Source organism: Macrococcus hajekii (assembly GCF_004359505.1).
Classification (GTDB): Bacteria; Bacillota; Bacilli; order Staphylococcales; family Staphylococcaceae; genus Macrococcus; species Macrococcus hajekii.
The window spans coordinates 639,430-666,227 of record NZ_SCWE01000001.1 but is presented as its reverse complement, the minus strand read 5'-3'; the positions used below and the strand labels follow the sequence as shown (position 1 = coordinate 666,227).

The window sequence follows — 26,798 nt, the reverse complement described above, 5'->3', positions numbered from 1 at the left end:
CAGATGCTTGGAATTATAGCTTTTATATTCGTCTTTGGTCTCTTAGTCACGGTCCATGAATTTGGACATCTGTTATTCGCTAAACGAGCGGGTATTATGTGTCCTGAGTTTGCAATCGGCATGGGGCCTAAAATATTCTCATATAAACGCAATGAAACACTTTATACGATTCGACTGCTGCCTGTCGGTGGGTATGTCATGATGGCGGGAAGCGGCATGGAACAGAACCCTCTTACAGCAGGACAGGTCATCAGTGTTAAAAGGAATGAAGCAGGAGAAGTAACACATGTCATTCTGGATGATCAGCACCAGTTCAGACAGATTGAACAGCTGGAAGTAGAAGAAAGTGATTTTGAAGATGAACTGTTTATTCAAGGTATCGACAAATATACGAATGAGCGAGTCCGTTATATGCTAGCTGACGATGCATACTTCGTCAGAGAAGGCGATTTAGTTCAGATAGCACCTCGCCATCGTCAGTTTAAAAATAAAAAACCATTACCTAAGTTTCTGACTTTATTTGCAGGACCGCTCTTCAACTTTATTTTAGCGTTAGTCCTGTGTATTATTGTGGCTTTCATGGCAGGTACACCGACGACGACTGTAGATAAAGTGATGGACGATTCTCCAGCAGCCCGTGCAGGTCTGCAAAACGGTGATACGATCAAGCAGCTGGATAATGATAAGGTGAATAAGTTTTCTGATTTAAAGGATATACTGGAAAAAAGTAAAGATAAAACGTATGCAATGACAATTGAGCGTGATGGTCAGGAAAAAGTGATTAATATTAAACCGGATGCTCAGGAGATTCAAGTGGCAAAGAATAAAACAGAGATGTCCTATCAGTTTGGTTTGTATCCAGAGAAGACATTTTCTTTAACGGAACCATTTATTGCAGGTTTTAAAACCTTCTTATATTATTCAACATTTATCTTTTCACTGATTGTTGGATTATTTACGAGCATCTTCACGGGTGGTTTCAGCTTTGATATGCTTAATGGTCCAGTCGGTATTTATAAAAATACCGAGAAAGTAGCATCATTAGGTATTATCGCTCTTCTGAACTGGGCAGCAATGCTCTCTGTCAATTTAGGTCTGATGAATTTACTACCTATTCCTGCACTTGATGGTGGTCGTATTCTTTTTGTTCTTTATGAAGCGATTTTCAGAAAGCCTGTTAATAAAAAAGCTGAAGTCGCCATTATTACAGCCGGTGCAATTTTCTTATTCTTCGTCATGATTATGGTGACATGGAATGATATCCAGCGATATTTCTTTAATTAATTAGGAGGAAAAGAAATGAAACAATCAAAAATGTTTATTCCGACATTACGTGAAGTACCGAATGATGCGGAATCTAAAAGTCATCAGCTCTTGCTGAAGGCAGGTATGATTAAACAAGTAGCAAGTGGTGTGTATAGCTATCTGCCTATTGCTAAACGTGTCCTCAATAAGATAGAAGCGATTGTCCGCGAAGAGATGGAAGCAATCGATAGCGTCGAGATTCTAATGCCTGCGCTTCAGCCGTCAGAACTGTGGCAGGAAAGTGGCCGCTGGCCAAGTTATGGTGCTGAACTGATGCGTATGACTGACCGTCATGGTCGTGAGTTTGCATTAGGACCAACGCATGAGGAAATTATTACTTCACTTGTCCGTGATGAGCTGAAGTCTTATAAGAAATTGCCTGTTACTTTATTCCAGATTCAGAATAAATTCAGGGATGAGAAGCGTCCACGTTTTGGTCTGCTGCGCGGCCGTGAATTTATTATGAAGGATGCTTATAGCTTCCATGCAACAGAGGAATCACTGGATGCTACTTATCAGGATATGTACAGAGCTTATAGCAACATCTATAACCGTGTTAATCTGAAGTTCCGTCCGGTTATTGCGGACAGTGGCGCGATAGGTGGTAGTCATACGCACGAATTTATGGCACTTGCTGAAATTGGTGAAGATACAATCGCTTATACAGATGGCAGTGATTATGCAGCGAACATTGAAAAAGCGGAAGTGGTCTATACGCCGAATGTACAGCATACAGAAGAAGCGGCTCTCGAGAAAGTCCATACACCAGGCGTTAAGACGGCGCAGCAGCTGGCAGACACACTTGGAAAGCAACTGGATGAAATCGTTAAGTCTATGATTATTAAAGTGGATGACCGTTTCGTCATGTTTTTAATTCGTGGTCATCATGAACTAAATGATGTTAAAGTAAAATCTTATTTTGGAACAGAAGTCGTTGAAATGGCCTCTGAAGCAGAGATTGAAGGTATTATGAACGCCAAACCAGGTTCGCTTGGTCCAGTGGGTGTCGATAAGATTGAAATCTATGCGGACAACGCAGTTCAGGATATTAATAATCTCGCTGTCGGAGCGAACGAGACGAACTACCATTATATCAATGCGAATGCCGGCCGTGATTTCACCGTTAAAGAATATGGTGATTTCAGATTTATTATGGAAGGTGAACCTGCTGCGGACGGTAGTGGTCCCGTCAAATTTGCTGAAGGTATCGAAGTGGGCCAAGTCTTTAAATTAGGTACAAAATATTCTCAAGCTATGAAAGCAACATTCCTTGATGAACAAGGTAAAGCACAGCCGATGATCATGGGCTGTTACGGTATCGGTGTTTCCCGTACACTCAGTGCTGTTATTGAGCAGCATCATGACGACAACGGTATTATCTGGCCGAAGTCTATTGCACCGTATGATGTTCACGTTATCTCAGTCAATCCGAAGCAGGAAGTACAAAAAGAGCTGGCAGATCAGCTATATGCTGATTTCTCGGCTCACTATCAGGTTCTTTATGATGATCGTCAGGAACGCGCGGGCGTGAAATTTAATGATGCTGATTTAATCGGTGTACCGCTTCGTATAGTCGTGGGCAAACAAGCGGCAGAAGGTATTGTCGAAGTGAAGGTCCGTGCAACAGGTGAGAAATTTGAAGTGCCTGTTTCTGAACTGACAGCTAAAATCGAAACATTATACAGCGACTTAGCTTAAAAATTTGGTATAATAGAACAAACATAAGTAATGCGCATTTTCGCGCGTTACTTTTTCATTTTATAAAGGTGGTCGTGGCGTGATAGATAAAGAAGAAAAGTTCAGTATACTGCTGTCGCAACTGAAGATGACAGATGTTTTTCCGTCAGAACTTAATGGGTGTACGCTGGAACGACTTGATATTTCTGAGAAGGAGCGGGTATGGTGTTTTTATATCAATAGTCCCCGTATATTTCCTGCTGATGTCTACATGATGTTTGCGAATGGGATCAAAAACGCATTTGGTCATATTGCAGATGTTGATTTTTTCATTACTGCATCTGACCAGTCAGATAAACTCGAGAAAGTGCAGGATTATATTCGCTACTGTGTGGACCAGACGACTTTAAGTCCAAGTCTGAAATCTCAGCTGAAGGCGAAAAAGTATGTATTTTCTGGAGATATCATCAAATTCATTGTCAACAATGAAGTAGAACAGCACCATCTTGAGAAAGCTTGTAATGGTTCTCTGCTGAAAGCATTTAAAAAAGCAGGATTTACTTTTGACAAGATTATGTTCGAGACAAATGATGAAGAGCAGCAACGTGAGCTGGAGTCTCTTGAAGCGACGATTCAGGAGGAGGACACAACGAGTGCCATTCAGACGCGCGAACGTGTCGCAGAGATGCAGAAGCAACGCAGTGAAGAAGAGAGCGATGTCGTTACACACGCGTCTATCGGTAAAGACATCAATATAGAGTCGATTAAGCCGATTTCTTCAATTGTTGAAGAAGAATTTAAAGTTGCGATTGAAGGGGTTATTTTTGATTCCGAGATTAAGGAACTGAAGAGTGGCCGTTATATTCTGCAGTTAAAGATAACGGACTACACGGATTCATTAACACTTAAAATGTTCAGTCGTAATCGTCAGACTAAAAATGACCTTGAACATTTCAAAGCATTGACACCTGGTAAATGGGTGAGAGCACAAGGGAAAATTGAAGAGGATACGTTTATCCGTGATCTCGTCATGATGATTAATGATATTCACGAAATCAAGAAAGCACCTCGCAAAGATAAATCAGAAGAGAAGCGGGTCGAATTCCATCTGCATTCCAATATGAGTCAGATGGATGGTATTACGCATATCGGTAAATATGTCGAACAGGCCGCTCAGTGGGGACATCATGCCATTGCCATCACAGACCATAATGTCGTGCAGGCTTATCCCGATGCTCATGCAGCAGCCGAGAAGCACGGCGTCAAGATGATATATGGGCTGGAAGGCATGCTGGTAGATGAAGGTGTGCCGATTACGTATCACCCGATAGACCGTGAGCTGAGTTCGAGCAGTTATGTGGTATTTGACGTTGAGACGACAGGGCTTAGTTCTCAGTACGATAAAATCATTGAACTTGCCGCGGTTAAAGTAAAAGACGGTGAAATCATCGATAAGTTTGAAAGTTTCAGTAACCCGGGTGAACGGTTGAATGAGACAATTAAACAACTGACAGGTATTACCGATGATATGCTGGTAGATGCGCCGCCTATTGAAGAAGTACTGCCGAAGTTCAAGGACTGGGCAGGCGATGCCATTTATGTGGCGCATAATGCAAGCTTTGATATGGGCTTTATTGATACAGGATATGATCGTCTTGGACTTGGTGCCAGTGACAATGGTGTCATTGATACACTTGAACTGTCCCGTACCATTAATACAGAGCTCGGTAAACATGGTCTCAACTTTCTGGCAAAAAAATATGGTGTCGAACTGACCCAGCATCATAGAGCGATTTATGATGCTGAGACGACTGCACATATTTTCATTAAGATGCTGAAACAGATGGAAGAGCGTGGTGTCACCAATCACCAGGAGATTGATAAAAACCTCTCCAATCAGGATGCCTACAAACGGGCACGTCCGATGCATGTGACGTTAATCGTACAGAATCAGACAGGTCTGAAGAACTTATTCAAGATTGTGTCTGAATCGCTCGTTCATTACTACTACCGAACACCCCGCATCACACGGTCATTGCTTGCAGAGAACCGGGAAGGAATTCTTGTCGGCAGTGCATGTGACAACGGTGAAATCTTTACAGCAGTCATGAACAAGGATCAGACAGAGGTTGAGAAGGTTGCACAGTTTTATGACTATATTGAAGTGCAGCCGAAAGCACTGTATCAGCACCTGCTCGCCCGTGACCTGATCCGTGATAATGAGACACTGGAAGAAATCTATCACCGCATTATAGATGTCGGTGAGAAACTGGGTAAACCTGTCATTGCAACTGGAAATGCACATTACCTTCATCCGCACGATAAGATTGCACGTGAGATTCTTGTTGCCAGTATGCCGGGTAATCCACTGAATAAAAGTGGTTTCCCTGATGCTCATTTCAGAACGACTGATGAGATGATGGATGACTTTATGTTCCTCGGGGAAGAGAAAGCTTACGAGATTGTCATCAAGAATACGAATGCACTGGCTGACCGTATCGAAAAAGTAGTACCGATCAGAGATGAACTCTATACCCCGTCCATTGAAGGAGCCAATGAAGAGATTCGCGAGATGTCCTACGCCAATGCACGTAAACTATATGGTGAAGATTTACCGGAGATAGTAGTGGCTCGACTGGAGAAAGAACTGGCCAGTATTATCGGTAATGGATTTGCCGTTATCTATCTGATTTCACAGAAACTGGTTAAAAAGTCTCTGGATGATGGATATCTAGTCGGTTCAAGGGGCTCTGTCGGCTCAAGTTTCGTCGCAACAATGACTGAAATCACAGAAGTGAATCCGTTACCGCCTCATTATATCTGTCCGAGCTGTAGCGAGAGTCATTTCTTTAATGATGGTTCTGTGTCAAGTGGTTATGACTTGCCGGATAAAAAGTGTGATAAATGTGATGTTCCTTTTATTAAAGAAGGACAGGATATTCCGTTTGAGACGTTCCTCGGCTTTAAAGGAGATAAAGTGCCGGATATCGACTTGAACTTCAGTGGTGAATATCAGCCGAATGCGCACAATTACACGAAAGTGCTGTTCGGTGAAGACAAGGTATTCCGTGCCGGAACAATCGGTACAGTGGCAGAGAAGACAGCGTTCGGTTATGTGAAAGGTTACTTGAATGACAACAGTATGCATAAGCGCGGGGCCGAAGTGGATCGACTTGTTAAAGCATGTACAGGCGTAAAACGAACAACGGGACAGCACCCGGGTGGTATTATCGTAGTGCCTGAAAATATGGACATCTATGATTTCACACCGATTCAGTTCCCGGCGGACGATCAGAACTCCAGCTGGAAAACGACTCACTTTGATTTCCACTCGATCCATGATAATCTGCTGAAACTTGATATTCTCGGACATGATGATCCGACGATGATCCGGATGCTGCAGGATTTGTCCGGAATTGACCCTAAGACCATCCCCTTGGATGATAAAGAAACGATGAAGATTTTCTCCGGCCCTGAAAGTCTGGGTGTGACTGAGGAAGATATTATGTGTAAGACAGGTACGTTCGGGGTACCGGAGTTCGGTACAGGTTTCGTTCGTCAGATGCTTGAAGATACAAAGCCTTCGACATTCTCAGAGCTGATCCAAATATCTGGTCTGTCCCACGGAACGGATGTCTGGCTCGGGAACGCGCAGGAACTCATCCGTACAGGTACATGTGACCTGTCAGGCGTTATCGGCTGTCGGGATGATATCATGGTTTACTTAATGTACGCAGGGCTTGAACCCTCACTTGCCTTTAAAATTATGGAGTCCGTCCGTAAAGGTAAAGGACTGACTGAAGATTTTGAAGAAGCAATGCGGGAGAATAATGTTCCTGAATGGTACCTGGAATCATGTAAGAAAATCAAATACATGTTCCCGAAAGCCCATGCGAGTGCTTACGTCATGATGGCGCTGAGAATTGCTTATTTCAAAGTGCATCATCCCCTTTATTATTATGCAAGTTACTTTACAGTGCGTGCCTCTGACTTCGACCTTATTACGATGACAAAAGATAAGCATACGATTAAAGCGACGGTGAAGGATTACTATTCCCGTTTCCATGATCTGCAGAAGAAAGAAAAGGATGTCCTTACTGTACTCGAACTGACGAACGAGATGGCGCAGCGTGGTTTCCGCATGCAGCCGGTATCATTAGAAAAGAGTACGGCTTTTGACTTTATCATTGAAGGTGATACATTAATACCACCATTCATCGCCGTCCCTGGACTTGGTGAGAACGTTGCGAGACGTATCGTAGCAGCACGCGAAGAAGGTCCTTTCCTGTCCAAAGAGGAACTGAACAAAAAAGCGGGCGTATCGCAGAAAATTATCGATTATTTAACGACGCTTGGCACGCTTGAGAATATGCCAGATAAGGCGCAGCTCAGTATCTTTGACTTATAGAATTGATGCAATTTGCGTCTTATGATATAATGATTATGCTTAACAAAATACTCTATTGACGAAAAGAGTGGGGATTCCCGCTCTTTTCTTCTTGTCACATTAAGGAGGCATATATGAGCAAAATTACAGAACGTGTTGAAGAGATTGTAGAACCGATTGTTAAAGACCTTGGATTTGAACTTGTTGACGTTGAATACGTGAAGGAAGGTCCAGATTATTATCTTCGCATTGCGATTGATAAAGAGGGTGGCATTGATATTTCAGATTGTGCACTTGCAAGTGAGCATATCAGTGAAGTGATGGATAAAGAAGATCCGATTGCAGAACCTTACTTTATGGATGTATCGTCTCCTGGTGCTGAACGTCCGCTCAAAAAAGAAGCAGATTATGCAGCAGCAGTTGGACAGGCTATTTACGTCAAACTTTACGAAGAAATCGGTGGCGATAAAGAGTGGCTGGGTGAACTCGTGAAATACGATGATGAAACAGTTACAATGTCGGTCAGAATCAAAACACGCACAAAGGAAATTGAACTGCCACGCAAAAAAATAGCGAAGATCAGACGTGCAGTCATTCTTTAATTAACGGAGGAAACAAATGAAAAACAATGAATTATTAAATGCGATTGATTTTCTTGAAAAAGAGAAGAATATTCCGCGCGAAGTGCTGATTGAGACCATCGAAGCAGCACTCATCACAGCTTATAAGAAAAATTATAACAGTGCGAATAATGTCCGCGTTGAACTGAATATGGATAACGGCAGCTATGCAGTTTATTCACGTAAGGATGTTGTAGAAGAAGTGGAAAATCCTCGTGAGGAAGTTTCACTTGAACTGGCTCTTGAAACAAACCCCGCTTATGAAATCGGTGATATTTTCGAAGAGAATGTCACACCATCAGACTTCGGTCGTGTCAGTGCACAGGCAGCAAAACAAGCTGTTATGCAGCGACTTCGTGATGCTGAGCGTGGTATTCTCTATAATGAATTTATCGATAAAGAAGATGACATCATGACAGGTATCATTGACCGTGTCGATCATCGCTATGTCTATGTGACACTCGGTAAAACTGAAGCGGTATTATCTGAAGCAGAGCGTAGCCCGAACGATGTCTATCGTCCGACAGAACGCATTAAAGTCTATGTCAATAAAGTTGAACAGACGACTAAAGGTCCTCAGATTTTCGTATCAAGAAGTCATCCAGGACTGCTGAAACGTCTGTTTGAACAAGAAGTACCTGAAATTTTTGATGGTTCAGTTGTCGTTAAATCAGTAGCACGTGAAGCAGGAGACCGCTCTAAAATTAGCGTTCATTCAGATAATGAAGATATCGATGCTGTCGGTGCTTGTGTGGGGGCTAAAGGCGCACGTGTTGGCGCAGTAGTTGATGAGCTGGGCGGTGAAAAGATTGATATCGTTGAATGGAGTGCAGATCCAAAAACATATGTGAAAAATGCATTAAGTCCTTCACAAGTCGTTGATGTGCTCGTCAACGAGGAAAATCAATCAACTACAGTCATCGTTCCTGACTATCAGCTTTCACTTGCTATTGGTAAACGCGGTCAAAATGCACGTCTTGCTGCAAAACTGACAGGCTGGAAAATCGATATTAAAAGTGAAACTGACGCAAAAGAAGCAGGCATCTATCCAGTACAATAAGGGGGAAGTTTTATGAAACAGAAAAAAATTCCCATGCGTAAATGTATCTTAAGCCAGGACATGAAACCGAAGCGTGAGATGCTGCGTGTCGTCCGTTCCAAAGAAGGCGATATCGCAGTTGATCCGACAGGTAAAGCGAATGGACGAGGCGCATACGTATCAATGGATTTATCAGTGATTGAAGCAGCGCGCAAAAAGAAAAAGCTCGAGAATTTCTTCGAGTCTGATACAGAGACATTGAATCCGATATATGATGAACTGATTCGACTGGTTTATCGTTCGATGATTCCGAAATGACGCTGCAGGACAGAATTTTAAATCTGCTCGGGCTTGCCATGCGTGCGCGTAAGCTTGTAACAGGTGAAGAACTGGTTATTAATGAAGTGAGAAAGGGTAAAGTCAGATTAGTGATTTTATCTAAAGATGCTTCCGCAAATACACAAAAAAATATCATGAATAAATGTCAATCCTACAATGTGAAATGTCTGCCTTTTGGTACGAGACATGAACTAGGATGGGCGATCGGTAAGGATGAAAGAGTCATCATCGGTGTGCTTGATTCAGGCTTTGCGAAGAAGCTGAAGGATATGATTCATGAAAGTGATGAAGGAGAGAACCTATGAGTAAACAAAGAATTTATGAATATGCAAAAGAAGTAGGCAAAAGAAGTAAAGATATTATTGATGAGCTTCAGAAAATGGGTATCACAGTGACGACTCACATGAAGACATTGGAAGATAAAGAGATCACTGATCTCGATAAAATCTTCAAAAAAGATCAGCCTAAAAAAGAAGAGACAAAAGCAGCTGATAAACCTGGACAGAATAAACCGGCTCAAAATAAACCTGCGCAGAACAACAATAGACCGGCTCAAAACCGTCCAAACAACCGTAATAATAACAATAAACCGGGGACAGGCGGCAATAACCGTCCAGGACAAAAAGGTAAAGGTAAGAAAGGTAAAGGACCAAAAGTTCAGACGCCTCCACCAGCACCAGTTGTTAAGGAAACACCATCAAAAATCACTTATACTGAAGGTATCACTGTAGGTGACCTGGCTGATAAACTTAATAAAGATGCAGCTGAAATTGTTAAAAACTTATTTATGGTCGGTATTATGGCGAATATTAACCAGGCGCTGACTGAAGAAGCGATTGAACTGATCTGTGATGAGTACGGTGTTGAAGCTGAACTTGAAGTCATCATTGATGCAACAGATCTTGAGACTTACTTTGAAGATGTGGACGCTAACGAGGAAGACAAAGAAGAACGTCCACCCGTTGTCACTATTATGGGACACGTTGACCATGGTAAAACAACGTTGCTTGACTCGATCCGTAACACACGCGTAACAGCGGGTGAAGCAGGCGGTATCACTCAGCATATCGGTGCTTATCAGATCGTTAATGAAGGCAAGAAAATCACTTTCCTTGATACGCCAGGTCACGCAGCCTTCACAACTATGCGTGCACGTGGTGCTCAAGTAACAGATATCACAATCCTTGTTGTTGCAGCTGATGATGGTGTAATGCCGCAGACTGTTGAAGCGATCAACCATGCCAAAGCAGCAGAAGTACCGATTATCGTTGCAGTAAATAAAGTCGACAAACCGACAGCTAATCCAGACCGCGTGATGCAGGAACTGGGTGAGCATGGTCTTTACCCTGAAGACTGGGGCGGTGACACGATCTTCGTTCAACTGTCTGCATTGACAGGAGACGGAATCGATAATCTGCTCGAAATGATTCAGCTTGTTACAGAAGTAGAAGAGTTAAAAGCAAATCCTAAACGTACAGCACTCGGAACTGTTATCGAGGCTGAACTTGATAAATCACGTGGACCAGCAGCCTCACTTCTTGTACAGGACGGAACACTTGAAATCGGTGACTCAATCGTTGTCGGGAATACATTTGGACGTGTCCGTGCAATGGTCAATGACTTAGGTAAACGTATTAAGACAGCTGGACCATCTACACCTGTGGAAATTACAGGACTGCAGGACGTACCGCTTGCGGGTGACCGCTTCGTTGTCTTTAAAGATGAGAAGAAAGCACGCCGTATCGGTGAAGCACGTCAACAGCAGAATATTATGGCACAACGTCAGGAAAGTCAGAAAGTTTCACTTGATAATCTGTTCGAACAGATGAAACAAGGCGAAATGAAAGACTTGAACGTCATTATTAAAGGGGATGTACAAGGTTCAGTAGAAGCACTTGCTGCATCACTCATGAAAATCGACGTAGAAGGCGTTAACGTTCGTATCATCCATACAGCAGTAGGGGCAATCAACGAATCAGACGTAACACTCGCATCAGCATCGAACGGTATCATCATCGGATTTAATGTCCGTCCTGATATCAATGCAAAACGTGCAGCAGAAGCTGAAAAAGTAGATATGCGTCTACACCGCATCATCTATAAAGTGATTGAAGAGATTGAATTCGCGATGAAAGGGATGCTTGATCCTGAATTCGAAGAGAAAGTCATCGGACAAGCAGAAGTCCGTCAGACTATCAACATCTCTAAAGTCGGTACAGTGGCAGGTTCATATGTGACTGAAGGTAAAATCACTCGTGACGCTAGCGTCCGTATCATCCGTGATGGTATTGTAGTCTACGAAGGTGAAGTCGATGCACTCCGTCGCTTTAAAGATGATGTCAAGGAAGTAGCACAAGGTTATGAATGTGGTATCACCATTGAGAAATTCAATGATATTAAAGAAGGCGATATCTTCGAAGCATTCGTAATGGAAGAAATTAAACGCGTATAAAACCGCTTCATTAAGCCATTCTTTAGTTGTGAAAGAAGCGGAGACTTCACCAACTAGAATTTTCCAATTAGTTATTTTAGCTACTTTCAATGTTTTAGGAATCACAAGTCCTTAAGTTACGAAAGAAAGTTGAAATGGTAAACTTCAAAACTGATATATTAACCCTCAATGTTTATTAAATTAAATGTTGGGGGTTTATTATGTCCAGAATTAAAACAAGAAGAAATAGGGAAGTTGAGTTAAACAATGATTTTGAAAAGTTTAAGGAGATTGTAGTAAATGAAAAGCAGCTATTAAACTTAAGCATGAATACTATTAAGAACTATGGTAGAGTATTCAATGCCCTTAATGATTACTTTAATGATAAAGTTAGTCCATTCGATTTAACAGAACAAGATGCTAAAGAATTTGTGAGATATTTGATAAATGATAAAGTACATTATCGTGATAAATTAAGAAATACTGGGGAAGTAAGAGGATTAAAAGCATCAACTATTAACACCTATATAAAGTTATGTAAAACATTCTATCAAACGTTATATGAATTGAATTATATTGATACTAACCCTTTTAGTAACATTAGATGTGTTAAACGTCAGAATGAAAGAATTAAAGTTATTCCCAAAGAAGATTTAACTAAACTTTTAAATAGTTTTGATACTCAATACTTTACCGATTATAGAATGTACGTAGCTATTAATGTATTACTTGATACTTTTGGTAGGATAGGGGAAGTATTAAATATTAAAATAAGTGATATTGATTTTGATAATAGAACAATATTTTTTCCTATAACTAAGAATAATGATTTTAGATATGTGCCTTTTAGCAAACAAACCAAACAATTAATCATTAACTTTACAGATGAATGTAGAGAAATGAATTCAGAATACCTATTTGTAGATGTGAACGGGAATAGATGGCAAGAGGAAGCCTTTAGAAATTCATTAAAGAAGTATTGTAGAGAGTTTAAAATAACAACTCATATAACACCGCATATGTTCCGTCATACCGCTTCTATGTTATTTCTTGAAAGTGGTGGAAATATTAGAGTGCTTCAAAAGATATTAGGACATCGTAAGCTAGCGACTACTGAAATATATGCACATGTTTCTGATGATCTTATTAGAATGCAAAAAGAGAATTACAGCACAATAGAACAATTAAATGATAATAAGAAATATCAACGACCACGAAGCAAGCGATTTAAATAATATAAAAGCTATTCACTATATTCAGTGAGTAGCTTGTTTATTATTAGTAGTATTAATTTATATTTCCATTTATTATAAAATTAAATGAGAATCATTTAGGAGATGTAAGATGACAGCAGATAATAAACTAATCGTATTGAAATGTATTAGAGATAATCGAAACCCGAAAGATTTTGGACTGAAAGATTTAAGGACTAATAAAGTTCTTCATTTACTTCTATCAGATAGATATATAACAAAAGAATCAGATGATAAGATGATATTCTTCAAAGATGGAGCGTTGCGTAAGTTTAAGCTGACGAGTAAAGCAGAAGCATATATAAATGAATATGATACTGAATAACAGCACGTCTTATTTAGTCTGTAATTCAATAGCATTATAGAGAAAACAGACTAACTTCAATTAATAACAGTAAAGTACCGCTGATTCATTTAATGGACTGTATCTATTGTTTATTATGTGCTAATCGGACTTAGAATTGATTCTAATTAGAATAATCATCACGCAACTGTATTAAGCATTTAAACGTTCTCAGAGACACGACAGTAGCAAGCAATAGTATAAGTCATACTGTCTCTATACAGCTTGAATACAGCGTAATAAAACTCATACAGGGCATAGATATAGCGATAAAATTCAACTTTTATTATTGCCATTTTAAGTGGTCGATTTACCCTTGTATTTAGGGGATTTTTGATATCTGATATTTGATACTTTGCTGATCCTTTTTATAAAAGATGAGAAAAAAGGAATTATAAGGATAAATCGGAGATATTTAGACAGTTTAATGAAGATTAGCCACCATAAAAAAATAAAAAATTTTAGAAATTTCCTCGTTTTGTATCTCCTAAAACACCTGTAAAACCATGCTTTTCTGAGTGGGATAAAATGCCGATTAACGAAAATATTCCCTTTAATTTCCAAATTAACACTAGTATATACATGTTAATGTGACATTGCAACTATTCAAAATGAAATTTAAAACTTTTAGTTTGACAGCAGACCGCTTCTTTTTAACCCACATATCTTAGGGAAATCTGATTGCTAGAGGTAACAGTTAAATGTCCCCCAAACGCCATCAAATAGCCATTTTAAGCCTATATACACGCTTTAAATTGACTTTCTAATAGTGAATCTAATTGTACTATGCCCCCTGTACTCTTCTTAATTACTTCTATGTAAAACATTCTGATCCTTTTAGCCTATACAACTATTTATAGAGAGGGAGGTGGGTTTATGATTTAAGAAATCGTCCTTTTGAGTAATTCATGTAGACTGATTAGCGAGCCTATGCCATATTCAGATTTTTGATACATAAAAGTTAACATTTAATTTAAACTATATAACAAAAAAATTTTTTCTTCATTGTTTGAAGTCATTTTTATGCTAGAAATCCTAGTAGAAAATCGAATTTAATTAACATAACAAAATAAATTTGTCAACAAAAAAATGTTGTAATATTTTAAAAATGTTGTTATGATATTGATACAGCAAAGTACAGAACAAATGTTCTCTAATTTGACTGTAAGGCTCATCTGCCATCTTACATCTTCACTAAGAGATTTAATTAGGCAAACAGCTACATACATAAGTTATAAATTTTCTATTTGGTTCACTTAAGAGACCATTCGTCATGAGCAAAGAACGCTCATTCCTTATTGATTCACAAGCAAAGCAAAGAACGCTTTGTTGTTCATCAAATCAGAGATACTATGACTCTTGTTTACGGAATGAATGTAGCTTGCGGAATTCATGTAGTAACGAGGAACAAACGGTCTTTGTTTGTGACGAACAATCTCCACAATAGTTTTTGCACAAATTTAATACTCTTCTATAAGGGACACCCTCAAAAAGCACTAGAAAATACGTGTTAATATTTTAGTTTTTGCACACTTTTTATAAAATTTTATGATAAAACATACGGAGGAATTATATTGGTGAAAATTAAGGTAATTGATGCAATATGTGGGGCTGGTAAAACTAGCTATGCCATTCAAATGATGAATGAGAATACTAAAGTTAAGTCTATTGGATTAGAAACAGGGATTTTATATAGAAGTAACAAGAAGTATATCTACGTTACGCCCTTTTTAGATGAAGTAACAAGGGTGATTAATGATACTAAAGCTATCTTTAGTGAGCCGAATGTGAAATACAGAGGTTCGAAATTAGAACATTTAAAGTTTCTTATTGAAAACGGTGAATCAATAGTAATGACACACGTTTTATTTTCAATGTTAGATGAAGAAACTTTAGATGATATAAGAAATGAAGGTTACACACTTATCATGGATGAGGTAGCCAATGTTCTTGAACAATTAATAACAACTTCCAATGATATAAACTACCTTTTGAAATTAAATGCAATATCAATAGAAGAAAAAGGAAAAGTGCGTTGGATAGACGATGAGTATAATAAGAATTTAAATAATAGTTTCGATTATCTACGAGACTTAGCAGATACAGATAATTTGTATATTTATAATGAACAAGCAATGTTCTGGACTATGAATGTTAAAGCATTTACTAGCTTTGAGGAAGTCTATATTCTTACATACCTTTTCGATGGACAGATACAAAAGTATTATTATGATTTGCATGAAGTTGAATATGAAAAGTATTCAGTTAAATATGAAAATAATAAATATCATTTAATAAACTATGACAGTAAAGCAGATAAAAGAGAAGAAGTAGCTAAGCTGCTAAATATTTATGAAGATTATCAGCATGAGACTGGAAGGAAGAGTACTTTAAATAGTAATTACGATGATTTTAGACTTAATGTAAATACTGATTTTTATTTGTCTACCACGTGGTTTAATAAAGCTCAAGAATGTAATACAAAAAGATTGAATAAGAATTTATATAATTATTTTCGAACACAAGTACCAACTAAGAATGAAAATATCTTTTGGACTACAAAGAAACAGTATGCTTCTATACTTAAAAATGCTAAAACAAAATTTAATAAGAAAGATGATAGAACAAAAGATAATTTTATATCATTGAATATAAGGGCAACCAACAATTATTCACATTGTACAGCTACCGCATATGTTTATAATCGCTTTATGAATCCGATGGAAAAAGGTTTCTTTGAAGTTAGAGGAATTGAAGTTAATGAAAATTTACTAGCCGTATCTGATCTTGTTCAATTTCTATTTAGGGGTTGTATTAGAAACGGGGAAGTAATGAATTGTTATATTCCAAGCAGTAGGATGAGAAATTTATTATACAAATGGATGAATTACGAAATTTAATAAATAAAAATATTTACATAATGCAAAGCTTTACAACACCACATACATAGCAATACTAACCAAAATCCCGTTCTGATTATCTTCTAGATCAGACGTTTACATATATAAAGACATCAAGAATTAACAGAAGTTGCCCATTACTTGCCATACGACTAAAAATAAACGGATTAAAAAGGAGAGAAATACATGATTATAATGAGGTTAATACACTATGAACAATTTACAAAGTACAGATTTAAAACGTAAGGAACAAACAGAATTAAGAGTAGAGTTTGAAATATTATTAGAAGCTGACTTTATTCGATTAATTAGACAGAGTAAGCGTAAAGATTATTACATTAGTAGAAGTGCAGTATTATACAGTGTTTCAAGCAAGAGTATTACTAAAATGAAGCCGCAATTGCATGATAAAGGTTACTTAAAGTATTTAATCAATGGTGTATATGAGTTTGAACATAGATTAGTTAGTGAAGCATTTGATCCTGCCTTTCAACCGCATTTACAGATTAATCACATTGATAAAAATCGTCAAAATAATCACATAAGTAATTTAGAAGTCTGTACGGCTCAAGAAAATATATTTCATCAGCGTGTAACTAATCAACTAAATGATGATAAAGCGTATAGTATCACTGACTTAAAACAAATTCAGCAAGATATTAAAAGCAATCAGATAGCTGATTTAGTTAAAACAATAACAGACAATACATATAGTGATAACATTGATTCAGTTACGATTAAGTTTAAGAATCAAGAAAAGCATTAACTAAATTTATCATATCCCTCTTACATTAATTTGTAGGAGGGATTTTTTTGTTTTATAAATTGTCATAAGTCAATATAATTAATCTGATTTTATGTTTTTGTTTAGATATTTTACTTTCATTTATGCTAAAATAAAAACGCAATACAAAAACCGTCACTAATTTTAGTAACGGTTATAATCAAAGCTATAACGTATAGAGAAACGTTATTAACCACGTAGTCGACTACTCCGCCAAGTAGTTCGGCTATTTCTGTTTTTTATTGAATTTTGAATCAAAATATATTTTTCCTGAAGTAACAAGCAACAGAATCGTCTCTATATCGACTTCAAAAGTAATATTCACATTCAAATATTATCACCAACTTTCCACCTAAAAAATTTGAGTGGAAAATCAGCAAAACTCTATACGTGTATAACTATTAAAGCATAACAAACGTACTACAACGTTTTATTACATCTAATACTATAGCACGTTTGTTCGCCATTTCAATCGATTATATCCATAAAAAAATATATTTAGAATCTTGACTTATAACCTAAATTATTAACTTATTGCTATATATAGCTTTCAGAGATTATTATATTTTAGTGACACAGTAAAACAGTTTTCTTCTCTAAAATAGGCAGTGTGTTAAAATGAATTATTCATATAGAAAGGTTGTATTCTTTGCACACAGCACACTTTACGCATAATCCACTCATGAAGCTAGACAAAACGTGCTTAGAATCGGATTGAGCGACTATTAAAGTATAATAAAACCGCCTATATAACGTTATAGACGGTCGGGACAGCTATTTAGTTATTATTCAGCTTTATTTCTTCAAGAAGTTTATATGCTATATCTAATTCTTTCTTAAGTTGATCGTTCTCTTCTTTGATGAAATATAATTCAATGTCTTTTGAACTATGCTTATATACTTTTATGTCATCTGTTTTAAATAGTTCTAATGATTCTTCAAGTTCAGATATAAAATCAGATTCAACTTCATTATATTCTTCATCGAGTTCTAACTTCTCATAGTGTTTATAAACGGGCATTAAATATTCACTTATTTTATTTCTAATTTCTGCTTTAATGCTCATATCATAATCTTCATACTGATAACCAGTATAACCATTACCGCCTATTATCTTATTTTTTGTCATGTTTTCAAATTCAAGATAGTACCCGACTTCATTCTCATTAAATTCTATATCTTCTTCATGCGTTTGCCCTAAAGTATTAGATAGACAGTTAGAAATTTCTCTACTAATGATTCTACTCGCAAGTTCTATGGATTTTATTTTTCTGTTATGAGTTAAGAATTTAGATTCAGCTACTTCTTTTGACAAGTTATTCATGACTTCATTTCTATAATCTCTAAAATTCACTTCGATTACCCCCTTTAATTTAATTTTATTTTTGCTTTTCAGTAGTGCTATTGATTAAGTAAATCGCTAGAACGTTCTTTGATTGCGTAAATAGTTCTTCTTGTCAGTCCGTTATCTTTAGCTATTTTTGAGATAGCTACACCGTCATTTAACTGTTTGATTATGTTATTGAATACAATTCTTTTTTGCGGATCACGAGCAGTAGCAGAATACTGTATCTCTTTACCCTTGTACACATTATTCTTTTTAGCTTCAATAATTCCTGCACGCTGACGTTCTTTAATGAATTGCCTTTCTGTTTCGGCCGTGAACGAAAGAATACTAACAACTATATCAGTTACAAGATTTCGCATGGTTTCGGGTATCTGTTCGAGTTCTGGAATGTCACTCGAAAATACATGAATATCTTTATTATTAAAATCTCTAAGAATTTCTTTCAGTGATTTAGCTTCACGACTTAATCTGTCTAATTTGAAAACATAGATTTCATCTTCAGCACGCAATTTAGATAACATCTCTTTAAAGCCCGGCCGTTCTTCAGCTTTAACAGTACCGCTGCACTTATCAGAAAATATTAGCTTTTCATTCACTCCCTTAGATTTTAAATATTCAATCTGCATTGCTAAATTCTGTTCTTGAGTGCTAACTCGAACATATCCGATTTTCATTTTGAACACCTCACATCTGATATATTTTAAGTATACACCCTAAGTATACACAAGTAAAGCTATAACTACGCTGATTAGTAGTGTGTTTTTGAAATGTACTCTAAGTATGCAGGACTGAACAATAAAAAAATAAATAAAAAAAGCCATCATTATTATGATGACTATTGTATTAATCGACTGATTTTATATGCATTGAAATTATAGTACCCATAGTTTCTTCTCCGTTATCCATTCCTTCTCCGTCTTGAAAGAGTACAAAAGTTCCATACAAATCATTTCCAGTTCCTAGAGTACTCATCATATTTTCAAAATTTTTACGATTAGCGTAACCATAAAATATTTGTTTCGATGTTACATCATTTATTTGCACTACGAAATATTCTTCACTATTAGTAAAACTATAATTATAATAATTACTTAATTTTACAGGATCTTGTAAAGTAGTGATAGTTCTATCATTATAGTTATTATAAGAATAAGCTATACCGCTTGACGAACGTTTGTTCTGTTTATGATGTTAGTTAAATAATGATAAAAGGGGATGAAGTGATGAAGTTAAATCAAGATTTAGTTAGAGAGCTGCTTCTTATTGTAGAAGAGGAAAAAGCTATTTCAGAACCATTAACTAGCTTTAACTTTAAAGAACATGAAATTTTTACCAGATATACTTTAGAAGAAGTAGTTTATACTTTTCAAAAGTTGAAAGAAGCTAACTATATTGATTTCAAAGCTAGCTATGGGGATGGAATTATTATGTTTTATCAAATTGGGAATTTAACTTGGGAAGGTCATAAGTTTCTTGATACAATAAGAGATGATAAAGTTTGGAGAGAAGCAAAAGAAGAGACAAGTAAATTAAAAAGTGTCCCTATAAATATCATTTCTTCTGTCGCTGCTAAGTTAGTTGAAAGTCAATTAGGCTTATAAATTAGAAGTTAATATCTAAAAGTCTATAGGGGATTCTATATATCATTTATTTTAAAAGGAGAAATTTATGGACACTTATGAATTAGAAATGATTTATAGAGATTGTTTAACAGTTCTAAGGTTATTAAAAATAGAATCGCCTGCAAATTTAATGTTTTTACCTTATGCAAGTTTATTATTATATGAGTCATCTTTATACTTAGAAAATTACTATAATGATGATGAAATTAAGAATATCAACAATAATTCAAATATTAATTTAAGAGAAGTTAGACAAATTGTTAAACTATTTAATGATTCTTATGAAAAAAGTATAAAAAGTATTAGAAGAAGTGATGAAATAACACATCAATATTTTTCTAAATCGGTTTTCAAATGGAGAAGAAAGACTGATTACAACAATATGGGTATTTTTTTCAATAATCAATCAAAAGTTGTCGCCAATTCACATATTCTACTTAGTTACTTTCTTAAAGGTGATAAGATAACATACTTGTTAATGTCTAAAGAAATGCATGAATACGGAAAATATATAGGAGAAATAAATGCAGCTTTAATTCTTCGTATCAATAATTCTTATCCTGTGCTAGAAGCTTTTAATGAACTTCCTGTAATGAGTAACAACTGGCGTTATTTTGATATTAATACTCAGAACCACAAGTTTACGACAGTATCAGAGTTTGTAGTAGAGGAAAGTATATTATTTCTTCATCTGTTGTCATACTTAAACTATATTAATTATGAATTGCCCAAGTTTGTAAATAACAATTCTGAGCTTTTATTGAGACTTAAATATCTTACAACTTACTATGTAAACTATAGTCTTTTAAAGTTTATTAATAAGAAGAGACACCTTAAACAATTAGAGCCTTTTTTTAAAATTGAAACAGAAGTTGAAAAAAAAGAGGTTTTCAATAAGGACTTTAGGAATTGCATGGCTCATTATAGTTTGACTCATAACTCGATTTCTTATATTAATATGAATGATATTAATGAAAATAGACTTTTTAATGGTCTAATTCAATCATGTTTCCATGTAAAGGATCAGGAATATTTAATTCTTTTAGATAATAAAATCGAAAGACTTTCTTCTATTATAAGTTCGTATTTAGAACTATAGCGTATATTTGTTGTCTAAATTCCTTTTTTCTTTAATGAGTATAAGATTGACTTCTTTCATGAGTATAAGCTACTATTTAATTAAATAGACATTGAGGAATGTTGATATATCAGTGCTTGAAGCGGTTATGAATGTGGTATCACCATTGAGAAATTCAATGATATTAAAGAAGGCGATATCTTCGAAGCATTCGTAATGGAAGAAATTAAGAGAGTGTAGAACCGCTTCATTATAGGACTTATCGTAGTTGAAAGAAGTTATATGCAAACTTTATAAAACTTCATACTATAATAATTCCATTATATTCTTTCATAGAGATAGCAACTTCTTGATAGTTGAAAGATGAGAAATAGTGAAGATATCAAATATAACCTTACTGTTTACAATAAAATGTAGATAGTGAGGTTTTTTTATGAATCAAAGAGTAAATAGTAGAAGAGAAAGAAAAAATATTAAATATGGTGAGTTTGAAAAAATCAAAAGAATAGTAATTGATGAAAAGGAATTACAAAATTTATCTAGAAACACTATCATGAATTACAATAAAGTCTTTACAGCTTTAAATGATTATTTTTCTAATAGGATTAATCCTTTTGAAATAACACCTAAAGAAGCTAAGGAATTTGTAAAATATTTAATGGATTCACACGTTCATTACAGTGATAAAATCCACCAAACAGGAATTAAAAGAGGCTTAAAGGCTAGCACAATCAATAGTTATATTAAACTATGCAAATCCATATATCAGACTCTCAAAGATCTTGAGTATGTTGATAATAATCCGTTTGAAACTATTAAATGTCTTAAACGGCAAAATGAAAGAATAAAAACTATACCTAAGGAAGAAATAAAAAAGTTATTAGATGGTTTAGACAAACAGTACTATACTGATTTTCGTATGTATGTTGCTATTCATGTGTTTCTTGATACTTTTGGTCGTATTGATGAAGTACTGAATATCCAAAAACAAGATATTGATTTTGAAAACAGAACTATATATTTTCCTATAACTAAAAATAATGATAGTAGATATGTTACATTTAGCAATAAAACTAAGAATTTATTAATTGAATTGATTGATGAAACTAAGGAATTAAATAGTACATATATATTTTTGAGTATAAATGGTGATAGATTTACAAACCAAGCTTTTAGAAATCAATTAAAAAAGTATTGCAGAGAATTTAATATAGCAACTAATATAACACCACATATGTTTCGCCATACCGCTTCAATGCTGTTTCTTGAAAATGGTGGCAATATTAGAGTGCTCCAAAAGTTATTAGGACATCGTAAGCTAGCAACAACTGAAATATACGCACATGTTTCTGAAGATCTCATGCAAATTCAAAAAGAAAATTATTCACCATTAAATCAAATTATGAGTAATGGAAACAAATATATACGAGCACGAAGCAAAAGATTAAGATAACCTTTTATAAATCTTAGATGGAACAAATGTTCTGTTTAAGATTTTTTTATGAACGTAATAATGCTATAATAAGTTTTGATAATAAAAAGAAGGTGTAAGTATGAAAAAGAATTTGTTCGTTAAACCTGTTTTAAAATGGGTAGGTGGAAAAAGGCAATTGCTTGATGAAATTAATCAATTAATACCTAAAAATATAGGAACTTATATTGAGCCGTTTGTAGGAGGAGGAGCGGTTTTATTTGATTTACAACCAGATAAAGCAATCATTAATGACTTTAATAAAGAACTTATGAATGTATATCAAGTTATAAAAGACCATCCAAATGAACTAATAGATGAATTAAAAGTTCATAAAGCAAATAATGATTCAGAGTATTTTTATAAAATAAGATCTATGGATAGAGAAGTAAGTTATGGTTATCTTAATAATATTATTAAAGCTTCACGAATTATATATTTAAATAAAACGTGTTATAACGGGCTATATAGGGTTAATCAAGCTGGTTTTTTTAATACGCCTTATGGAAAATACAAAAATCCAGACATTGTTAATGAGATAACTATTAAAGCAATTAGTAATTATTTTAATAATAATAATATTAAATTATTACATGGTGATTATAAAGCAGCTTTGTCAGATGTTTCAAAAGGTGATTTCGTTTATTTTGACCCTCCATATGTTCCAATAAGTACTTCAAGTTCATTCACGGGTTATACAGAAGGCGGCTTTAATCTTGAACATCAAAAGGAATTAAAAGAAGTATGTGATAACTTAAATGCAAAAGGAGTTAAATTTTTATTATCTAATTCAGATAGCGATTTTATTCACGATTTATATTCTGGTTATAATATAAAAATTATCAAGGCTAAAAGAGCTATAAATAGTAAGGCTGATTTACGAGGAGATGTAAATGAGGTGCTAGTATATAATTATGACATCTAAAAATAAAAATTATAGTGTGAGTGAAGCATGGGAATTATTGCTTGATGAATATAATATTGTAGAAGATATTAATAAATATGGCTTTTATAAAATTCCAGCTAGCACGATTAAGGACTATAAAGAGCCTAGAAACATGACAAAATGGGATACGAGTAATTCACGCCCAGAAATACTTAAAGAAAATAAATTAGGTATATTACCTTTGAGTACTAAAGAATATATCATAAGTGATTTTAAACTTTATGAAAAACTACCAGATTTAATTGAAATTGACCATAAAAAGGTGATAAAAGTCCCGACTAACACATTTGAAGAGTATGAATCAATAGATATTAATAATATTTCTTCTGAAGCAACTGCAATAAACGTTATGACTATATTAGAAATACTTGATGATTTTCTAGAAACACCTCACAATGTAGCTACGTTTAATGGTCGTATGTTTACTAAAGCCTTTAATTTCAAGATTGATACTTTCAATAGTGGACAATTAAATGTTGATGTTAAAGGGGTTCAAGTGGAAATTGACGGTGGCTTTGAAAATAGTGATTCAGTTGTAATTGTTGAAGCTAAAAACGTATTAAGTAATGATTTTATTGTACGACAACTTTATTATCCTTACAGATTATGGTCTGCAAAAGTTAATAAACCTATTCGTACTGTATTTATGGTATATACGAATATGATTTTTAGACTATTTGAATACGAATTTAAAGAACAAAATAATTATTCTTCAATTAAACTTGTAAAACATAAGATCTATACAATTGATGATATAGAAATAAGCTTAAATGAGATTATAGATGTATATAATTCGACTAAAGAGAAGTATTCAGATGATATAAATGAACGGGTGGCACCTTTTGTACAAGCGGACTCAATGGATAGAATTATTTCACTTCTAGAATCCTTATATAAAGATGGAAGATATAATGAAAATGAAATTGCATCAAAAATGAGTATTGCAAAAAGACAATCTGGATATTATTTTAATGCTGGAAAGTATCTTGGTTTGTTCACTAAAAAAATTGACCCAACTGATAAAAAAAGGTATATATACCTTACAAGTTTAGGGAAACAAATATATAGATTGCCATATAAGGAAAGACAACTCAAAATAATTGAACTTATATTCGAGCACAGAGTATTTAGAATGGCTTTTGAAGAAATACTAAAAAATGCAACTTTACCTAGTATTAATAAAATTGAAGGTATCATTGATACTTGTAATGCAGTGGAGAAAAGTAAAAATAGAAGAGCACAAAGTGTTATCGCTTGGTTAAAATGGATGATAGCATTGACAGAGTTATAATTCCCATGTTTAGAGGGTGGTAAAGTGAACAATATATATAGCTGGTTCATAAAAATAATAATATTATTAAGTATAGTGCTATTATATTCAGACTATAAGGGGATTATAATTGGCGATAAAAATGCGATTTTTGATGAGAGTCTTGTTTCTGCTTTAGCTTTTCTAATGCTTATATTAACTGCTCTAATGCAAAATAAAGATTTAAATTTACAACGTTATGAAATGATTGAAGCTAGAAAAGTTCAAAATGAACAAAAAAATGAGTTAAAAGAGAGTAATAGTCAATTAAATAAAAATATAATTCAAACGAAATTTTTTGAATTACAACGTCTTAAGGAACAGATACTGAATAATCTGGTTTCGGATAATGATATATTATCAACATATACTAAAACTTTGCTTTTAGAATATTTAGATGAAATAATAAATACTATCTGCCTTCTTGATGATGATGATGGTAAACAGAGAATTATTCATCTTTATGAGTGGGGCTTTATATTTGGAGCCCCTAAACAATCTTTTAAAGAGTTGGAATCTATTCTTAAAACACATACTCCAGGAATTGATACACGTGAAGAAGTAATTAATTTTTTCAGAAAGAATATTAAAGATAACCCAAGTCTTTATATAGAACAATTTGATAAAGTTAAAAGCGAAAATATTATTGATATGAATGAAGTTGAACAATCTATTAGTTATCAATTCTTGAATTATGAAAATTCTAAACTTACTAATAAATTCATAAGATTATATAAATATCATATACAGATTGAAAAGTTAATTGAAGATGAGAAAGAATTACAAAGTTTATATTATTCAATATTATTGAATGAAGAAAAAATTATTTATATGTTTATTGAAAAGAAGGTGACAATACATAGTTTATTAAAATACTATAATTCACAACAATATGTCTAAATATATATAGTTTTAGACATACAGGTTAAAGGCTCAAATAAGAGCCTATTTTATTATTGTTATTGTCTAAAACTTATTCTATAATTAAATGTATAAAAGTTTAAATATTCTAGACATTGCTATTTAAAATTTATGGCACATTTGAAGAACCGATGTTTTTAGCAAAAGATGTAGCTGAATGGATTGAAAATTCAAACGTATCACAAATGTTAAATGTTATTGATGAAGATGAAAAGGCACTATATACAATGTATAGAGTGGATGGAAGTACATATAAACAATGGTTTCTTACTGAAGATGGTTTATATGAAGTATTAATGCAATCACGTAAACCGATTGCTAAACAGTTTAAAAAAGAAGTTAAAACTATTTTAAAAGGTGGTTATTTATGATTATTGGTTATGCGAGAGTAAGCACTAGTAACAATCAGAATGACTCATTAGATAAGCAAATTCAAATATTAATGGAAAATGGTGTTGACTATAAGAATATATATAAAGAAAAAGTTACAGGTACAAGTACTGCGCAAAGAACCGAATTAAATAACATGATTCAATATGCAAGAAGCGGTGACCTAATCTTATGTACTAAGATAGATAGACTTGCAAGATCTATAATGGACTTAAATAAAATTGTGAAGGAACTTAATAATAACAATATTTCTATTAAATTTATAAAAGACAATTTAACTTTTGAAGCTGGTAATAATAATTCAATGAATACTCTTATGTTTAATATTTTAGGTTCATTTGCTCAATTTGAAAGAGATTTAATAGTTGAGCGTACTACTGAAGGTAGAGAAAGAGCAAAACAACAAGGTAAACATATGGGACGGAAAGGATCTTCAACAATAAAAGAGATAAATAAAGCAATTGAATTATATAATAAGAGGGAAGAAAATAAACTTTCTGTAAGTGATATTTTAAAAATGACTGGTGTTAAAAGAAGTACTTTTTATTATGAATTAAAAAAAGTAAGATAATATAAAGAATGGCGTAAAGAATGTTATATTAAGGTATTTTAATAAAATATTATATAAAGGTCTT

At 34.5% G+C, this 26,798-nt stretch carries 22 protein-coding genes; 20 read left to right on the top strand and 2 right to left on the bottom strand.

The window, feature by feature from the left end; translation table 11 throughout:
* Nucleotides 1-3: 3 nt before the first annotated feature.
* The 12 genes from rseP (at nucleotide 4) to ERX37_RS03510 (ending at nucleotide 17,060) form a co-directional block, all read left to right on the top strand.
* Nucleotides 4-1,284, top strand: a complete 1,281-nt coding sequence (gene rseP / locus ERX37_RS11535; protein ID WP_133429262.1) for an RIP metalloprotease RseP — start codon at nucleotides 4-6, stop codon at nucleotides 1,282-1,284.
* A gap of 15 nt (nucleotides 1,285-1,299) precedes the next feature.
* A complete protein-coding gene (locus ERX37_RS03560) occupies nucleotides 1,300-3,003 on the top strand; it encodes a proline--tRNA ligase (RefSeq protein ID WP_133429261.1) in 1,704 nt (567 codons plus the stop codon).
* A gap of 79 nt (nucleotides 3,004-3,082) precedes the next feature.
* Entirely contained in the window at nucleotides 3,083-7,390 is a 4,308-nt protein-coding gene (locus tag ERX37_RS03555; RefSeq protein ID WP_373282919.1) for a PolC-type DNA polymerase III, read from the top strand.
* 113 nt (nucleotides 7,391-7,503) lie between these two features.
* Entirely contained in the window at nucleotides 7,504-7,971 is a 468-nt protein-coding gene (rimP, locus tag ERX37_RS03550) for a ribosome maturation factor RimP (RefSeq protein ID WP_133429260.1), read from the top strand.
* Nucleotides 7,972-7,987: 16 nt separating this feature from the next.
* On the top strand, nucleotides 7,988-9,049 hold the full coding sequence (nusA, locus tag ERX37_RS03545; protein WP_133429259.1) for a transcription termination factor NusA: 1,062 nt from the start codon (nucleotides 7,988-7,990) through the stop codon (nucleotides 9,047-9,049).
* A gap of 12 nt (nucleotides 9,050-9,061) precedes the next feature.
* Nucleotides 9,062-9,346: an RNase P modulator RnpM gene (gene rnpM, locus ERX37_RS03540; protein ID WP_133429258.1), complete on the top strand. Its 285-nt coding sequence runs from the start codon at nucleotides 9,062-9,064 to the stop codon at nucleotides 9,344-9,346.
* Nucleotides 9,343-9,672 carry a YlxQ family RNA-binding protein gene (locus tag ERX37_RS03535; RefSeq protein ID WP_133429257.1) on the top strand — a complete coding sequence of 110 codons (330 nt, stop codon included), beginning with the start codon at nucleotides 9,343-9,345 and terminating at the stop codon, nucleotides 9,670-9,672. The genes rnpM and ERX37_RS03535 overlap by 4 nt, the downstream gene beginning before the upstream one ends.
* Nucleotides 9,669-11,819 carry a translation initiation factor IF-2 gene (gene infB / locus ERX37_RS03530; RefSeq protein WP_133429256.1) on the top strand — a complete coding sequence of 717 codons (2,151 nt, stop codon included), beginning with the start codon at nucleotides 9,669-9,671 and terminating at the stop codon, nucleotides 11,817-11,819. Before ERX37_RS03535 ends, infB begins: the two co-directional genes overlap by 4 nt.
* Before the next feature lie 200 nt (nucleotides 11,820-12,019).
* A complete protein-coding gene (locus ERX37_RS03525) occupies nucleotides 12,020-13,033 on the top strand; it encodes a tyrosine-type recombinase/integrase (protein ID WP_133429255.1) in 1,014 nt (337 codons plus the stop codon).
* A gap of 109 nt (nucleotides 13,034-13,142) precedes the next feature.
* Complete coding sequence (locus tag ERX37_RS03520) at nucleotides 13,143-13,376, top strand: hypothetical protein (RefSeq protein ID WP_133429254.1); 234 nt, start codon at nucleotides 13,143-13,145, stop codon at nucleotides 13,374-13,376.
* 1,595 nt (nucleotides 13,377-14,971) lie between these two features.
* A complete protein-coding gene (locus ERX37_RS03515; protein ID WP_133429253.1) occupies nucleotides 14,972-16,294 on the top strand; it encodes a hypothetical protein in 1,323 nt (440 codons plus the stop codon).
* Between the two features lie 211 nt (nucleotides 16,295-16,505).
* Nucleotides 16,506-17,060 carry an HNH endonuclease gene (locus ERX37_RS03510; RefSeq protein WP_133429252.1) on the top strand — a complete coding sequence of 185 codons (555 nt, stop codon included), beginning with the start codon at nucleotides 16,506-16,508 and terminating at the stop codon, nucleotides 17,058-17,060.
* Between the two features lie 796 nt (nucleotides 17,061-17,856).
* On the opposite strand, the gene ERX37_RS03505 is transcribed toward ERX37_RS03510, so the two are convergent.
* Complete coding sequence (locus ERX37_RS03505; RefSeq protein ID WP_133429251.1) at nucleotides 17,857-18,432, bottom strand: hypothetical protein; 576 nt, start codon at nucleotides 18,430-18,432, stop codon at nucleotides 17,857-17,859.
* A 47-nt stretch (nucleotides 18,433-18,479) separates the two neighbouring features.
* The gene (locus ERX37_RS03500) at nucleotides 18,480-19,100 is read right to left on the bottom strand and encodes a recombinase family protein (RefSeq protein ID WP_133429250.1); all 621 of its coding nucleotides are present in this window, start codon (nucleotides 19,098-19,100) and stop codon (nucleotides 18,480-18,482) included.
* 549 nt (nucleotides 19,101-19,649) lie between these two features.
* On the opposite strand from ERX37_RS03500, the gene ERX37_RS03495 reads away from it, so the two are divergent.
* From ERX37_RS03495 to ERX37_RS03460, 8 genes are all read left to right on the top strand, one after another.
* Nucleotides 19,650-20,027 carry a DUF2513 domain-containing protein gene (locus ERX37_RS03495; RefSeq protein WP_165981959.1) on the top strand — a complete coding sequence of 126 codons (378 nt, stop codon included), beginning with the start codon at nucleotides 19,650-19,652 and terminating at the stop codon, nucleotides 20,025-20,027.
* 67 nt (nucleotides 20,028-20,094) lie between these two features.
* A complete protein-coding gene (locus tag ERX37_RS03490) occupies nucleotides 20,095-21,147 on the top strand; it encodes a hypothetical protein (RefSeq protein WP_133429248.1) in 1,053 nt (350 codons plus the stop codon).
* A 412-nt stretch (nucleotides 21,148-21,559) separates the two neighbouring features.
* The gene (locus ERX37_RS03485; RefSeq protein ID WP_133429247.1) at nucleotides 21,560-22,579 is read left to right on the top strand and encodes a tyrosine-type recombinase/integrase; all 1,020 of its coding nucleotides are present in this window, start codon (nucleotides 21,560-21,562) and stop codon (nucleotides 22,577-22,579) included.
* A 100-nt stretch (nucleotides 22,580-22,679) separates the two neighbouring features.
* Entirely contained in the window at nucleotides 22,680-23,522 is an 843-nt protein-coding gene (locus ERX37_RS03480; RefSeq protein ID WP_133429246.1) for a DNA adenine methylase, read from the top strand.
* Entirely contained in the window at nucleotides 23,512-24,834 is a 1,323-nt protein-coding gene (locus tag ERX37_RS03475; protein WP_133429245.1) for a type II restriction enzyme, read from the top strand. Before ERX37_RS03480 ends, ERX37_RS03475 begins: the two co-directional genes overlap by 11 nt.
* A 24-nt stretch (nucleotides 24,835-24,858) precedes the next feature.
* Nucleotides 24,859-25,752 (top strand): hypothetical protein, encoded by an 894-nt coding sequence (locus tag ERX37_RS03470; protein WP_133429244.1) that lies wholly within the window; start codon nucleotides 24,859-24,861, stop codon nucleotides 25,750-25,752.
* 152 nt (nucleotides 25,753-25,904) lie between these two features.
* Complete coding sequence (locus ERX37_RS03465; RefSeq protein WP_133429243.1) at nucleotides 25,905-26,144, top strand: BRO-N domain-containing protein; 240 nt, start codon at nucleotides 25,905-25,907, stop codon at nucleotides 26,142-26,144.
* Nucleotides 26,141-26,734, top strand: a complete 594-nt coding sequence (locus ERX37_RS03460) for a recombinase family protein (RefSeq protein WP_133429242.1) — start codon at nucleotides 26,141-26,143, stop codon at nucleotides 26,732-26,734. Before ERX37_RS03465 ends, ERX37_RS03460 begins: the two co-directional genes overlap by 4 nt.
* Nucleotides 26,735-26,798: the final 64 nt, after the last annotated feature.

Excerpts from the sequence above, each read along its gene's own strand:
- ERX37_RS03495 (WP_165981959.1), top strand. The coding sequence starts at position 19,650 with ATGAAGTTAAATCAAGATTTAGTTAGAGAGCTGCTTCTTATTGTAGAA.
- nusA (WP_133429259.1), top strand. The coding sequence starts at position 7,988 with ATGAAAAACAATGAATTATTAAATGCGATTGATTTTCTTGAAAAAGAG.
- ERX37_RS03460 (WP_133429242.1), top strand. The coding sequence starts at position 26,141 with ATGATTATTGGTTATGCGAGAGTAAGCACTAGTAACAATCAGAATGAC.
- ERX37_RS03510 (WP_133429252.1), top strand. The coding sequence starts at position 16,506 with ATGAACAATTTACAAAGTACAGATTTAAAACGTAAGGAACAAACAGAA.
- ERX37_RS03480 (WP_133429246.1), top strand. The coding sequence starts at position 22,680 with ATGAAAAAGAATTTGTTCGTTAAACCTGTTTTAAAATGGGTAGGTGGA.
- rseP (WP_133429262.1), top strand. The coding sequence starts at position 4 with ATGCTTGGAATTATAGCTTTTATATTCGTCTTTGGTCTCTTAGTCACG.
- ERX37_RS03560 (WP_133429261.1), top strand. The coding sequence starts at position 1,300 with ATGAAACAATCAAAAATGTTTATTCCGACATTACGTGAAGTACCGAAT.
- ERX37_RS03465 (WP_133429243.1), top strand. The coding sequence starts at position 25,905 with ATGTTTTTAGCAAAAGATGTAGCTGAATGGATTGAAAATTCAAACGTA.
- ERX37_RS03500 (WP_133429250.1), bottom strand. The coding sequence starts at position 19,100 with ATGAAAATCGGATATGTTCGAGTTAGCACTCAAGAACAGAATTTAGCA.
- rnpM (WP_133429258.1), top strand. The coding sequence starts at position 9,062 with ATGAAACAGAAAAAAATTCCCATGCGTAAATGTATCTTAAGCCAGGAC.
- infB (WP_133429256.1), top strand. The coding sequence starts at position 9,669 with ATGAGTAAACAAAGAATTTATGAATATGCAAAAGAAGTAGGCAAAAGA.
- ERX37_RS03520 (WP_133429254.1), top strand. The coding sequence starts at position 13,143 with ATGACAGCAGATAATAAACTAATCGTATTGAAATGTATTAGAGATAAT.
- ERX37_RS03535 (WP_133429257.1), top strand. The coding sequence starts at position 9,343 with ATGACGCTGCAGGACAGAATTTTAAATCTGCTCGGGCTTGCCATGCGT.
- ERX37_RS03485 (WP_133429247.1), top strand. The coding sequence starts at position 21,560 with ATGAATCAAAGAGTAAATAGTAGAAGAGAAAGAAAAAATATTAAATAT.
- rimP (WP_133429260.1), top strand. The coding sequence starts at position 7,504 with ATGAGCAAAATTACAGAACGTGTTGAAGAGATTGTAGAACCGATTGTT.
- ERX37_RS03490 (WP_133429248.1), top strand. The coding sequence starts at position 20,095 with ATGGACACTTATGAATTAGAAATGATTTATAGAGATTGTTTAACAGTT.
- ERX37_RS03525 (WP_133429255.1), top strand. The coding sequence starts at position 12,020 with ATGTCCAGAATTAAAACAAGAAGAAATAGGGAAGTTGAGTTAAACAAT.
- ERX37_RS03475 (WP_133429245.1), top strand. The coding sequence starts at position 23,512 with ATGACATCTAAAAATAAAAATTATAGTGTGAGTGAAGCATGGGAATTA.